The organism is Streptomyces sp. NPDC102360 (assembly GCF_044766085.1).
Classification (GTDB): Bacteria; Actinomycetota; Actinomycetes; order Streptomycetales; family Streptomycetaceae; genus Streptomyces.
This window is the reverse complement of the sequence record NZ_JBIWLG010000003.1, coordinates 183,178-195,574: the sequence shown is the minus strand read 5'-3', so window position 1 is coordinate 195,574 and position 12,397 is coordinate 183,178. Positions and strand designations below refer to the sequence as shown.

Here is a 12,397-nt window from a genome sequence, read left to right as displayed (position 1 = left end):
GACGCAGGATGACGCCGCGCGCGACGTACTATTGGCGCATGTCCTTCCTCCGCCGCCGCGCTGCGACCCCCGCGGGTCCCGACTTCGACGTCCTGGCCATGGATCCGGGCGACTGGCCGGGCAACCTGGGCGCCGGTCTGCTGCCCGCCCCCGACGGAACGTGCCAGGGCGTGTTCCTGCGCTACGACCTTTTCGGCGGGCGCGGCCCCGCGATGGTCATCGGCAATCTGCCCGAGGGCTCCCCGGCCCGCGAGGTCGGCGACGGCGAGATCCCCTTCGAGGTCGCCCAGCTCCTCGTGGCGCTCGAGAACGACGAGGAAGTCACCGTCACCGACGTGGAGGACGTCCCGGTGATGCAGGGCGACAACCTCCTCGTGGTGCGCCGCCTGAAGCTCTCCGAGACGCGGATCTCCTGCGTCCAGTTCGACCGCAGTGACAACGTGCTGGTGACCATCGCGTCCTGGGACCGCCCGATCACGGACGACCTGTACGCGCTGCTCAAGCCGCTGCCGGCGGAGCTGTTCCAGCAGGGCTGAGCAGCGCGGCACAGCACGCGTCGGGCGTTACGACACCGTCGAGGGCAGCACCTGCACATCCGCCGCCCGTACCCACGCGACGCGGTGTCCGAACTGGATCTCGTAGTACACGTCCTTGCCCTTGACCACCTTGTGCGTCGACGTGTCGAACGTGGGGGAGTAGAAGTACTCACCCCTGGTCGTCCCGCCCGTCGCATAGCGCTGGCCGGACAGGAGCTTGTACGGCAGCGGGGAGATCGCCTGCGGCGTCATGCCCGCCGGGTAGGCCTCCTTCTCCGGGTAGGCCCGCCCGTACACCGGGACCTCGCTCGCGCCCGGCTTCGGAGTGACCACAAGTCCCTTGGCCGGTACGGCGGTCGGCTGCTCGGACGGGTTCTTGAACCAGGCCTTCTGGCCCAGGTACCAGATGGCCGTCCAGTCACCCTCGCGGCCCGCGACCGCGTACTGCTGGCCCGCCGAAACCCGCGACGCCATGTCGTTGACGTCGATCGTCGAGGGATCACCATTGGGCCGCAGCCCGATGTCCTTGATCAGCGGAGCGTCCTCGCTGGGCTTCGAGTAGAGCCGTACCGCGCTCGAACCGTGCGGCGCGCAGGCCGCCCCCGCCTTCTCGCAGCCGGTGAACTTCGGCTGGTTCTCGTCGAATTCGGGGGCGACGGTCACGAGGCCGCCGTTCGGCCCGGCCGTCTGGTGGAACGGCTTGCCCATCAGCGCGAAGTAGTGTGACCAGTCCCAGTACGGGCCCGGGTCCGTGTGCATCGACTTGATGGTGGACGTCGTCGGGCCCGGCACCGTGTCATGACCCAGGATGTGCTGCCGGTCCAGCGGGATGCCGTACTTCTTCGACAGGTACTTCACCAGGCGCGAGGAGGACCGGTACATCTCCTCCGTGTACCAGGAGTCCGGCTGCGCGAGGAAACCCTCGTGCTCCAGACCGATCGACTTCGCGTTGACGTACCAGTTGCCCGCGTGCCAGCCGACGTCCTTGTTCTTGATGGACTGCACGATGTGGCCGTCCGTCGAGCGGAGTGAGTAGTGCCACGCCAGATACGTCTTGTCCTGGACCAGCTTGAGCGTCTGCTCCCACGTCGACTCCGTGTCATGGATGACGATGTAGTCGATGCTCTGGTCCTTCGGACGGTCGGCGAGATCGTGATTGCCGTAGTCGTCGTTGCCGTTCTCGTCCTTGAACTCCTCGTACGGCGCCGGGATCCACTCGCACGACACCGTCTTCGGGCACTCGGTCCCGCCCGCGTCCGCCTTGCGCAGGCCCATCCTCTCGATCTGCGCGGCCTGCGGTTCGGCGTCGGGACGGGCGCGGAGGGTGACCTGCTGGCCGGCGTCCGTGGTGCGGCGCTCTCCGTCGCGGATCACCGCGAACACATCGTTCGCGTACGTGCCCGCCGTCGCGGCGTCGTCCGCGCCGGAGAACTTCGCGACCGCCGCGTACCAGTCGGCGGGCCGGTCACTGAGCGGCTTGCCGAGCTTCTTCTGCGCGGCCGCGAGAAGGGCGGCGCCGCCCCGCACATTCGCCGCCGGGTCGCCGCGCAGCCGCTCCGCCGACAGGCCGGTGAGTTCCGCGGCGCGCGGCAACGTCCGTAGGCGCGCGGGGAGTTGGGTGTTCGTCGGCACGGCCTCGGAAGCCTTGAGCGGAGCCCGCGAGTCGTCGCCGCGGGCGTCGCCCTCCGCCTCGCTGTGCCGCGCCACGTTCGCCAGCGCGGCGCGCGCGTCCGTCAGGTGCATGGGGCCGTAGCCACCGGTGACGCTCGGCGCCCCGCCGTGCGTGTCCCACCGCGACTGCAGATACGACACACCGAGGAGCACGCTCTGCGGCACCTGGTACTCGGCCGCCGCCGAAGCGAACGCGCCTTGCAACCGGCCCGAAGGCGCCTCGGCCGAGGCACCGGGCGGGGCCGCACCGAGCAGCGGCAACAACAGCGCCGCCACACCGAGGGTGCCACCCGCCACCCGCACACCCGCACGGGAACGTCTTTCGGTGAAGTATCGGGACAACGGTGCCTCCTGGGAACGCCGGGTTCGGGATGCTGCACGGTGCCTGCGGGCCGATGATGGCTCAGTGCTACCGGCCCGCCGACGATCCGTCAATCATGCGGTGCCCAGCGGAGTTTCCCCCGGATTTCCGGCCCGTGCCCATCGGCCGCCCATCGGGCCGGACATACGAAGATCCGCGGTGCGCCCTGATTCTGCCGGGCGCCCCGCGGATCGTCGTCCCCGTCAGCGAGTGCCGACTGCCGCTCGCACCGCCTTGCGGGCCATATTGCAGTCGTCGTGCAGGCGGCGCAGCAACAGCCGCTGCTCCTCACCGGACGGCGCAGCACCGGGATGGGCCTGTACCGACGGTGCCGCCGGGGTCTGTTCGTGCAGGGAACGCTGCACGGCCGTCTCGTACGTACGGATCTCCCGTGTCAGTACGAGCATCAGGTTGACCAGGAACGCGTCGCGCGACGCGGGCCCGCCGGACTGCGCGAGCTGACTGATCTGACGCCGCGCCACCGGGGCGTCGCCGAGCACGGACCAGAGCGTCGCCAGGTCGTAACCCGGCAGGTACCAGCCCGCGTGCTCCCAGTCCACGAGCACCGGACCGGTGGGAGCCAGCAGCACGTTCGACAACAGGGCGTCGCCGTGGCAGAACTGGCCCATACCGCCGCGGCCGGCGGTGTGCGCGATCCCGTGCAGCAGCTTCTGCAGGTCGCCCATGTCCCGGTCGGTGAGCAGGCCCAGGTCATGGAAGCGGTTGATCCGCGCCGCGTAGTCCAGTGGCGCGTCGAAGGTGCCCGCCGGCGGCCGCCACTGGTTGAGCCGGCAGATCGCACCGAGTGCGGCGCGCACGTCCGCCCGCGGCGGAGCCTCGACCGGGTGGCGCTGCAGGGCCGCCACCCGGCCGGGCATCCGCTCGATCACCAGCGTGCCGTTGTCGGGGTCCGCGGCGATGAGCCGGGGCACCCGCACCGGGGGCCGGTGTCGGACGAACGAGCGGTATGCGGCTATCTCGTGCCGGATCCGCGCCGTGTATGCGGGGGCGTGGTCCAGTAAACACTTCGCGACGGCGGTGCTGCGCCCTGTCGTGCCGACGAGGAGCACGGAGCGCGGGGAACGGCGCAGCACCTGCACCGGATGGAACTCCGGGCAGATCCGGTGCACCGACGCGATCGCCGTGCGCAGTTGGGCGCCCTGGGGGCCGGACAAGTCGAGTCTCCCGCTGAGCGGTTGCGTGCCGAGCCCCGGGGCGCGACGCGGCCGGGCGATGCCGTTCAGCGTCGGAGCCGCGGGCCGCGCGGGGTCGAGGTACGGGCCGCTTCCGCCGGCCGCCGGACGGGCGGGGCGCAGCGGCCGGGGCGGGGCGGACACGGAGGACGATGCTGCGTACATGGGCGAAACAGATCCCTTCGTGTGCCAGTGAGTTGCCTGCGCCGTCCCGGCCCGGCCGGTTCGGTACACCCTGGGGAATGCCCTGCTGTGACCGGGTCGGGGTGGCGCACTCCTACCTGACACCAGGCGCCCAAGAGCACAACAGCTGGCGCACCCTGGCGAACCCTGGCGAATAGTCGCCCTGCAACTGACAGAGGGCTACTGTCAATTTCAGCCGAGAACCTGGGGGCTTACGTGAACGGACAACCCAACACCCGCCTGAACGACCTGTTCGGCCTCGCCGGCTGGTCCAAGGGCGAACTCGCGAGACTGGTCAACCGGCAGGCCGCGGCCATGGGCCACGCGCAGCTGGCGACCGACACCTCGCGGGTGCGGCGGTGGATCGACATGGGAGAGATCCCGCGCGATCCGGTGCCCAGGGTGATGGCGGCGCTGTTCACCGAGCGACTCGGCCGTGTCGTGACCATCGAGGACCTCGGTCTCGTCCGACACGGGCGCGTAGGGAAGCGGCAGAGCGGCGGCCTGGAGGAACGAGGCCCCGATGGCGTGCCGTGGGCGCCCGAGCGGACAGCGGCGGTCCTCACCGAATTCACGGGAATGGACCTCATGCTCAACCGACGCGGCTTGGTGGGCGCGGGTGCCGCGCTCGCCGCAGGCTCCGCACTCAGCAGTGCCATGCACGACTGGCTGCACACCGACCCGGCTCTCGCGGCCGACGCACCCAGGATCAACGATCCCCTGTCCAACCCGGCGGCCGCCGACGCGGCCGGGTTCGACCGCTACGAGGCGGCCCCCATCGGGTCCCAGGAGATCGAGGAACTGGAGCGCTCGGTCGAGGTGTTCCGGGCCTGGGATGCCTCCCGCGGCGGCGGGTTGCAGCGCAAGGCGGTCGTGGGCCAGCTCAACGAAGTCGGCGGAATGCTCTCCTACCGCCACCCCGACCATCTGCAGCGGCGCCTGTGGGGCGTCGCCGCCAATCTCGCCGTCCTCGCGGGCTGGATGTCCCACGATGTCGGCCTGGAACCCACGGCGCAGAAGTACTTCGTCATCGCCGCGCACGCCGCGCGGGAGGGCGGGGACCGGCCGCGGGCCGGCGAGGCCCTGTCGCGGGCCGCCCGCCAGAAGATCCATCTCGGGGCGCCCGGCGAGGCGCTCGACCTGATGAAGCTCGCCAAGTCCGGCTCCGGTGACCAGGTGTTGCCGCGTACGAAGGCGATGCTCTACACCATCGAGGCCTGGGCACAGGCGTCCATGGGCAAGGGGCAGGCGATGCGCCGCACGCTCGGTCAGGCGGAGGAGCTCTTCGTCTCCGACAAGGGCGATGTGCCGCCGCCGAGTTGGATGCAGATGTTCGACGAGGCGGATCTGCACGGTATGCAGGCCCTGGCCTACCGCACCCTCGCCGAGCACGATCCGTCCGCCGCCGTCATCGCGCAGCAGCATGCCCACGAGGCCCTGGCGCTGCGTGGGGGAGGCCGGGACCGCTCGAACATCTTCGACCACCTGTCGATGGCCTCGGCCTGCTTCATCGCCGACGACCCCGAACAGGCGGACAGGTACGCGCGGTTGGCGCTCAACTCGATGGGCTCCAACTCCTCGCACCGCACCTGGGACAGGCTGCGCGAGATGTACCGGCTCACCGGAACCTATGCGGACTACCCGAAGATCGACGACCTGCGTCAGGAGATCAAGCTGGCGCTGCCGAGGACTTCGGGGAAGCGGGCGCAGGCGTAATCACCGGACACCCGGAATGAGCCGGAGACACACCGGCCGGAAGAGCGCGCAGGTCGTCAGGAACCGATCCTGGCGACGAGAACACAGGCGTCGTCCTCACGCTCGCCCCGACCGAACTCCTCCCGGAGCACGCTCACGCACTCCTGCACGTCCCGGGCCGCGGTCAGCGGCTCCGCAAGCGCGAGCAGTCGACCCGCGGACGCGGTCGAGCCACGCCGTGGCACGAGTCCGTCCGTGTGCAGGAGCAGCAGGTCTCCGGCGCGCAGCGGCTCTTCGGCCTGCCCGTAGACGGCGCCGGACGTGGCACCGAGGAGGACGCCATCGGGTGGCGTGAGCGCACGCCCCGTCCCGTCGCGGAACAGCAGCGGGGCGGGGTGTCCCGCCTGCGCCCACGCCAGCGTGCGGGCCGCGGGGTCGTAACGGCAGCACAGGGCGCTGCCGAGCGCGGGCTGCGCGGATGAGTCGAGGAGGTGGTTGAGGGAGCCGAGCAGCTCGCCCGGCGGGGTGTCGCACATCGCCATGCCGCGGACCGCGCCGAGCAGCATCGCCATGCCGGAGGTGACGGCCACGCCGTGCCCCGTGAGATCGCCGACGGTCAACAGGGTGCGGCCGCCCGGCAGTTCGAGCGCGTCGTACCAGTCGCCGCCGACGAGGTTGCCGACGGAGGAGGGGAAGTAGTGGGCGGCCAGCTCGAGGCCGCCGGGGACGCTGTGCGGGAGCCGCAGGGAGCCACGCCACGGCGGTAGCACGGCTTCCTGCAGCTCGACCGCGAGCCGGTGCTCGGTCTGCGCGATGTGCCGCTGGCGCTGGAGCGAGTCACGGGTCTCGCTCACCGCGCGCTGGCTCCGGCGCAGTTCGCTGACGTCGCGTACGACCGCCCACATCGAGGCGGTCGCGCCGTCGGCGTCGAGCACGGGCTCGCCCATCATGTGCACCGTGCGCACGGATCCGTCCGGGCGCACGACGCGGAACTCCCCGTCGATCGGTTTGCCGTCGATCAGGCAGTCGGTGACCATCGCGGTCAGCCTCGGCTGGTCGTCGGCGTGCACCAGGGCCGGCAGCTCGTCGAGCGTGAGCGCGGGTGCGGCGGGGTCCCTGCCGAGGATCTGGTACAGCTCGCCGGACCAGGTGGCCTCGTCGGTCAGCAGGTTCCATTCGGCGCTGCCCACCCGGCTCAGCAGGGAGCCGGGCGGCGGCGTCGCGGTGGCCCGCTGGGGCGGCAGGCCCGCCAGTGGGGCGGGGCCCTCCCGCAGCTGTGCCAAGTGTCGGTCGAGGTCGCTGAGTTGGTGCACCGCCAGTTCGTACAGCGCGCGCTGCCAGCGGGACTCGGGGTCTGCCTCGTCCGTCATCACCGATTCGCGGCGCACCGCGTCGACGTCGCCGAGCAGGCGACGCGTCTGCGAAATCAGTGCGTCGACGGCGCCACGCTCCGGCGGTTGGCCGGCGGGGCGGTCCGCGAACGTATGGGGCGGCATGAGGAAACTCCGATGCGGGCGCAGATGGCCAGGGCTGACGGAAGGACCGCTAAAGACTCTGGCACAGGCCGCGTTGCCCCGTAAGGGATTTGGCCATACACGATGCGGTGGTGCTTATGGCATATGCCCTTGTCCTCAGGGTGGGCTCCTTCGTGCGCTCCGCTCGAACGCATGGCCGGGGAAGGCGTATGTCGCGTTCATACGTGCGGTGATCCGTGCCCCACCGATCGGCGTAGCGAAACCTACGTACGAAGCCAAGCCGCCGTATCGCCCGGCAGCCGACCGTCGCCGTCCAGGGGGTCGCTGGTCAGCAACACCTCTTGGTGGGGCGGGAGTCGGGCGGGCTCCGTCCCGAGGTTCACGAAGCAGGCGAGGTCGTGTCCGCGGGTGAACGCGAGTACCTCCTCGGGTGCGCTCAGCCAGGTCAACTCGTCGCCGCGAAAGCCCGGTTGGCATGCCCGCATGCGCAGCGCGCTCCGGTACAGCGAGAGCATCGAGCGCGGGTCGTCCTGCTGGCGTTCGGCGGCGTACGTCCCCCAGTCGGGCGGCTGCGGCAGCCAGGCCCCGGCCGAGTCCCCGAAGCCGTACGTCGATCCGTGCGCGGTCCACGGCAGCGGCACGCGGCAGCCGTCGCGGCCGGGGTCGACGCCGGCCGAGCGGGCGTGCATCGGGTCCTGGATGTGCGCGCGGTCCACCTCCACCTCCGGCAGGCCCAACTCCTCGCCCTGGTAGAGGTATACGGACCCGGGCAGGGCGAGCGAGAGGAGTGCCGCCGCGCGGGCGCGGCGCAGGCCGAGCCCGAGGTCGGTGGGGGTGCCGAACCGTTTGGTCGCGAAGTCGAAGCGGGTGTCGGCGCGGCCGTAGCGGGTGACCGTGCGGGTCACGTCGTGGTTGCACAGCACCCATGTCGCCGGCGCGCCCACCGGGGCGTGGTAGGCGAGGGTGGCGTCGATGGACGCGCGGAGTTCGGCGGCGTCCCAGGGGCGGGCGAGGAAGTCGAAGTTGAAGGCGGTGTGCAGTTCGTCGGGGCGCAGGTAGCGGGCGAAGCGCTCGGGGTCCGGGACCCACAGCTCGCCGATCAGGATCCCGTCGTAGTCGTTCGCGACGGCGCGCCAGGAGCGGTAGACGTCGTGCAGTTCGTCGCGGTCGACGTAGCCGTTCGTGTCGTCGTCACCGGCGGCGTCGGCGAGCGCCGGGTCCTTGGCGAGCAGCGCCGCGGAGTCCACGCGCATGCCGGCCGCGCCCCGCTCGAACCAGAACCGCAGCACGTCCTCGTGCTCCTGGCGCACCGCCGGGTGCGCCCAGTTGAGGTCCGGCTGCTCCGGCGTGAACAGGTGCAGGTACCACTCGCCGTCCGGCACCCGGGTCCAGGTGGCGCCCGAGAACTGGGAGGGCCAGTTGTTCGGAGGCAGCTCGCCGTGTGTGCCGCGCCCCGGCTGGAAGTGGAACAGCTCGCGCTCCGGGCTGCCCGGGCCCGCCGCCAACGCCGCCTGGAACCAAGGGTGTTGGTCGGAGACATGGTTCGGCACGATGTCAACGATCGCGCGGATGCCGAGGTCCCGCGCCTCCGCGATCAGCTTCTCGGCCTCGGCGAGGGTGCCGAACGCCGGATCGATCGCGCGGTAGTCCGCCACGTCGTAGCCGCCGTCCGCGAGCGGCGAGCGGTACCAGGGCGTGAACCAGATGGCGTCCACGCCGAGCCCGGCCAGATACGGCAGGCGGGCCCGGACGCCGGCGAGATCGCCGGTGCCGTCGCCGTCGCCGTCGGCGAAGCTGCGGACGTACACCTGGTAAATGGCAGCACTGCGCCACCAGTCGTCGGCCACCACGAAGGGGTCCTTTCGCGCAAAGGTGTGGGTGAGCGGGAGCGGGGCGGGTCAGCCCTTGAGGCCGCCGGCGGTCAGGCCGCTCATGATGTTCCGCTGGAAGAGCAGGAAGAGGATCAGCGTCGGCACGGACGCGATGGTGAGCGCGGCGATCAGCTGGTTCTGCGGAACGCCGTTGGACAGCGAGTAGATGCCGACGTTCAGCGTCTGCTTCGCCGGGTCCGGCAGCGTCAGCATCGGCCACAGGAAGTCCTTCCACACGCCGACCACCGCGAAGATGGAGACGACGCCGAGGATCGGCCGGGAGATCGGCAGCACCACCGAGCGCAGCGTGCGCAGCGGCGAGGCGCCGTCGATGGACGCCGCGTCGAGAAGCTCCCGCGGGATCGAGTCGAAGAACCGCTTGAGCAGGAAGATGCTGAAGGCGTTCGTGACGGACGGCAGCCAGATCGCCCACGGGCTGTTCAGTAGATTCCGCTCGAAGATCGGCACGTCGAGAACCGTCAGATACTGCGGGACGACGAGCACGGTCGCCGGGATCATCAGCGTCGCGAGCATCATGCCGAGGATGACGTTGCCGAACAGCGGGCGCAGCTTGGAGAGCGAGTAGGCGGCGGCGACGTCGAGCACGAGCTGGAAGGCGAGCGCGCCGAACGCGTAGTAGAGCGTGTTGAAGAGGAGTTTGGCGAGGTCCATGACCTGCCATGCGGACTGGTAGTTCTTCGGGTGCACGCTGTCGGGCACCAGGGTCGGCGGGGACTGGACGATCTCCGCCGTGGTCTTGAGGCCGCCGGTCACCATCCAGTACAGCGGGCCGAGGAAGACCAGCGTGAACAGGGCCATGGTGACGCCGAAGACCGTCCAGTAGGCGATCCTGCCGCGGCGCCGGCCGAGCTGGGCGGGGGAGATGAGAGTGCGGGGGCGCATCGTGTCGGTAGCCATGGGCGGGTCTCCTCAGTCGTCCTGGGAGCGGCTCAGCCGTACGTACACCGCGGAGAACGCCGCGAGCAGGACGAGCAGGACGAGGCCCAGGGCCGCCGCGCCGCCGTAGTTGTTGAAGTTGAAGGCGTACTGGTAGATCAGATAGACGACCGTGGTCGTGGAGCCCTCGGGGCCGGCCCCGTTCGTCAGCAGGAACGGCTCCGTGAAGACCTGCATCGTCGCGATGATCTGCATCAGGAACATCAGCGAGAGGATGAGCCGCGTCTGCGGGATCGTCACGTGCCAGATCTTGCGCCACAGGCCCGCGCCGTCCAGCTCCGCGGCCTCGTACAACTCGCCGGGGATGCCCTGGAGCGAGGCCAGATAGATGAGCGTCGCGCCGCCCATGTTCATCCACGTCGCCGCGATGACGACGGACAGCATCGCGGTGTCGGTGGACTGCAGCCACTGCTGCTCCGGTATTCCGAAGACGCCGAGGATGCGGTTGAACAGGCCGTATCCGGGGTCGTAGAAGTACTTGAACAGGAGCACGGAGGCGACCGGCGGCAGCATCACCGGGAGGTAGACCAGCATCCTCAAGTAGCCCTGGCCGTGCCGGAATTCATTGAGCAGGACCGCCACGAGGAACGGGACGGCGAAGCCCAGGATCAGGGCCAGGGCGGTGAACAGGAGGGTGTTGCGCCAGGCCTGCCAGAAGGCCGGGTCGTTGAGGACGTACGTGAGATTGGACCAGCCGGCCCAGGTGGTGCGGCCGTCCTTCGTCTTCTGGAAGGCCAGCAGGAACTCCCTGACCATCGGATACCAGGAGAAGAAGGAGAAGCAGAGCACCGCGCCGATCAGGAAGCCGTGGGCGGACAGATTGCGTTTCACGGAGCGTGCGAACGAGCCGTCGCGTGGGGTGAGTTGGTGCCTTCGTGCGGGGGGTGCGGACTGCCGGGGCTTCGCGGGCAGCGTCGGGGCCGACATGGTCACTCCTCGGATCAAGGATCAGGTACCGGTGGGACGTCCTGCGTGCGGTGGGCGTCCTACGGGTTGGCCAGCACCTGGTTGACCTGCTGCGCTGCGGTGGACAGGAGCTTGTCGACGTCGGCGTTCTTGTTGGTCAGGACGCCCGACATGACGTTGTCGAGGACCTTGTAGACCTCCTGCGCCTTCGGCGGCTCGGCCTTGCCGCGCACCGGGTTCGCCATGAACGGCTCGAAGTTGCGTACGGGCATGGTGGCGTTGCTCGTCCGCGACCGGAGGTCGTCCGCCTTCACGGCGCCGGTGAAGAAGTTGGGCTGCGGCAGGCCGACCGGGAGCTTGTCCTCCTTGGTCCTGGCCCAGTCGAACTGGCCCTTTCCGGGGGCCAGCGTCTTGAGGTTCAGCCAGGCGATCGCGGCCTTGATCTTGTCAGGCGAGGAACCCTTCTTGATCATGTAGTCGTTGCCGCCGAAGAGCGTGGCCTTGCCGCCGGGGATTGGCCCCATCCCGAAGTTGTCGTAGTCCGCGCCCAGTTGCTGCACCATGTACGTCACGTCGTCGGGCGCGGCGAGGAACATGCCGAGCTTGTCCGACGCGATCTGCTTCTGAAGGTCGCCCCACTTCAACAGCTGAGTCCTGCCCATGCTGTTGTCCTTCCAGCGCATGTCGTGCAGCTGCTTCGCGACCTGCTTGCCGGTCGCGTCGTTGAACGCGGCCTTCGTGCCGTCGGGGGAGACGACGTCGCCGCCGAGCCCGTACATCGTCGATGTGAAGTGCCAGCCGCCGGTGTTCTCGGCGCTGTACTCGCCGTACCCGGAGATGCCGTTCCCGAGCCCGGCGATCTTCTTCGCGGCCGTGCGTACCTCGGCCCAGGTCGTCGGCGGCTTGTCCGGGTCGAGGCCCGCCCGCTTGAACAGCTTGCGGTTGACGAGCAGGCCCATCGTGTAGTTGCTGGTGGGCAGGCCGTAGAGCTTGTTGTCCTTCTTCAGCGCGCCGAGCACACCGGGGTCGATCGAGCCGAGCGCCGGGACGGTCTTCTTCGTGACGTACGGGGTGATGTCCTCGGCGCCGTTGTTGTCGAGCACCTGCTGAAGATCGGTGAAGTACGTGTAGAAGACGTCCGGTTGGGACTTCGCCTTGAGCGCGGCGGTGAACCGGGCCGGCTCCTCGCACTGCCCCGCGGTCGACTTCCCGTTGATCGTGACGTTCGGATACTTCTCGTTGAACGTCTTGACGTCCTCGATCCACTGCCGCCGCTCGGCCGCCTTCGCCTTCGGCGGCATGCAGTCGATGGTCAGCGAGACCTTGGTCTTCGGGTCGAGCGGGGCGCTGATGTCGGCCTTCGAACCGGCGTCCGCCCCACCGCCGTCGTCGTCGGAGCTGCTGGTGCCGCAGGCCGCGAGCGAGCCCAGGGCCAGGGCCGTGGCGATCGCCGCGGCGGACGTACGGAGGGCAGGGCGCGGCCAGATGCTACTCATCGGTGGTCCCCTTCGGGCCTGAGCCTGTGCAGGCAGGAACGTGGAGGCCCGCG

9 protein-coding genes are annotated in these 12,397 nt (G+C 69.8%); 2 read left to right on the top strand and 7 right to left on the bottom strand.

The genetic code is table 11. The annotated features are described in order from the left end of the window. Positions 1 to 38 precede the first annotated feature (38 nt). Positions 39 to 536, top strand: a complete 498-nt coding sequence (locus ACIRHA_RS15155; RefSeq protein ID WP_403844920.1) for a hypothetical protein — start codon at positions 39 to 41, stop codon at positions 534 to 536. A gap of 27 nt (positions 537 to 563) precedes the next feature. On the opposite strand, the gene ACIRHA_RS15150 is transcribed toward ACIRHA_RS15155, so the two are convergent. Together ACIRHA_RS15150 and ACIRHA_RS15145 are read right to left on the bottom strand one after the other, a co-directional pair. Then, complete coding sequence (locus ACIRHA_RS15150) at positions 564 to 2,510, bottom strand: N-acetylmuramoyl-L-alanine amidase (protein WP_403846468.1); 1,947 nt, start codon at positions 2,508 to 2,510, stop codon at positions 564 to 566. A 261-nt stretch (positions 2,511 to 2,771) separates the two neighbouring features. Continuing rightward, positions 2,772 to 3,926, bottom strand: coding sequence for an aminoglycoside phosphotransferase family protein (locus ACIRHA_RS15145; protein WP_403844917.1), 1,155 nt, complete (start codon positions 3,924 to 3,926; stop codon positions 2,772 to 2,774). Positions 3,927 to 4,160: 234 nt separating this feature from the next. Between ACIRHA_RS15145 and ACIRHA_RS15140 the strand changes: the two genes are divergently transcribed. Then, on the top strand, positions 4,161 to 5,660 hold the full coding sequence (locus ACIRHA_RS15140) for a hypothetical protein (protein ID WP_403844915.1): 1,500 nt from the start codon (positions 4,161 to 4,163) through the stop codon (positions 5,658 to 5,660). 56 nt (positions 5,661 to 5,716) lie between these two features. On the opposite strand, the gene ACIRHA_RS15135 is transcribed toward ACIRHA_RS15140, so the two are convergent. From ACIRHA_RS15135 to ACIRHA_RS15115, 5 genes are all read right to left on the bottom strand, one after another. Further along, on the bottom strand, positions 5,717 to 7,135 hold the full coding sequence (locus ACIRHA_RS15135; protein WP_403844913.1) for a PP2C family protein-serine/threonine phosphatase: 1,419 nt from the start codon (positions 7,133 to 7,135) through the stop codon (positions 5,717 to 5,719). Positions 7,136 to 7,377: 242 nt separating this feature from the next. Next, positions 7,378 to 8,964 (bottom strand): glycoside hydrolase family 13 protein, encoded by a 1,587-nt coding sequence (locus ACIRHA_RS15130; protein ID WP_403844910.1) that lies wholly within the window; start codon positions 8,962 to 8,964, stop codon positions 7,378 to 7,380. A gap of 48 nt (positions 8,965 to 9,012) precedes the next feature. After that, entirely contained in the window at positions 9,013 to 9,888 is an 876-nt protein-coding gene (locus ACIRHA_RS15125; protein WP_403846465.1) for a carbohydrate ABC transporter permease, read from the bottom strand. Positions 9,889 to 9,915: 27 nt separating this feature from the next. Further along, entirely contained in the window at positions 9,916 to 10,869 is a 954-nt protein-coding gene (locus tag ACIRHA_RS15120) for a carbohydrate ABC transporter permease (protein ID WP_403844907.1), read from the bottom strand. Positions 10,870 to 10,928: 59 nt separating this feature from the next. Then, the gene (locus tag ACIRHA_RS15115) at positions 10,929 to 12,344 is read right to left on the bottom strand and encodes an extracellular solute-binding protein (protein ID WP_403844905.1); all 1,416 of its coding nucleotides are present in this window, start codon (positions 12,342 to 12,344) and stop codon (positions 10,929 to 10,931) included. Positions 12,345 to 12,397: the final 53 nt, after the last annotated feature.

Coding starts and splice junctions, on each gene's coding strand:
- ACIRHA_RS15125 (WP_403846465.1), bottom strand. CDS start 9,888: ATGCGCCCCCGCACTCTCATCTCCCCCGCCCAGCTCGGCCGGCGCCGC.
- ACIRHA_RS15135 (WP_403844913.1), bottom strand. CDS start 7,135: ATGCCGCCCCATACGTTCGCGGACCGCCCCGCCGGCCAACCGCCGGAG.
- ACIRHA_RS15120 (WP_403844907.1), bottom strand. CDS start 10,869: ATGTCGGCCCCGACGCTGCCCGCGAAGCCCCGGCAGTCCGCACCCCCC.
- ACIRHA_RS15155 (WP_403844920.1), top strand. CDS start 39: ATGTCCTTCCTCCGCCGCCGCGCTGCGACCCCCGCGGGTCCCGACTTC.
- ACIRHA_RS15115 (WP_403844905.1), bottom strand. CDS start 12,344: ATGAGTAGCATCTGGCCGCGCCCTGCCCTCCGTACGTCCGCCGCGGCG.
- ACIRHA_RS15145 (WP_403844917.1), bottom strand. CDS start 3,926: ATGTACGCAGCATCGTCCTCCGTGTCCGCCCCGCCCCGGCCGCTGCGC.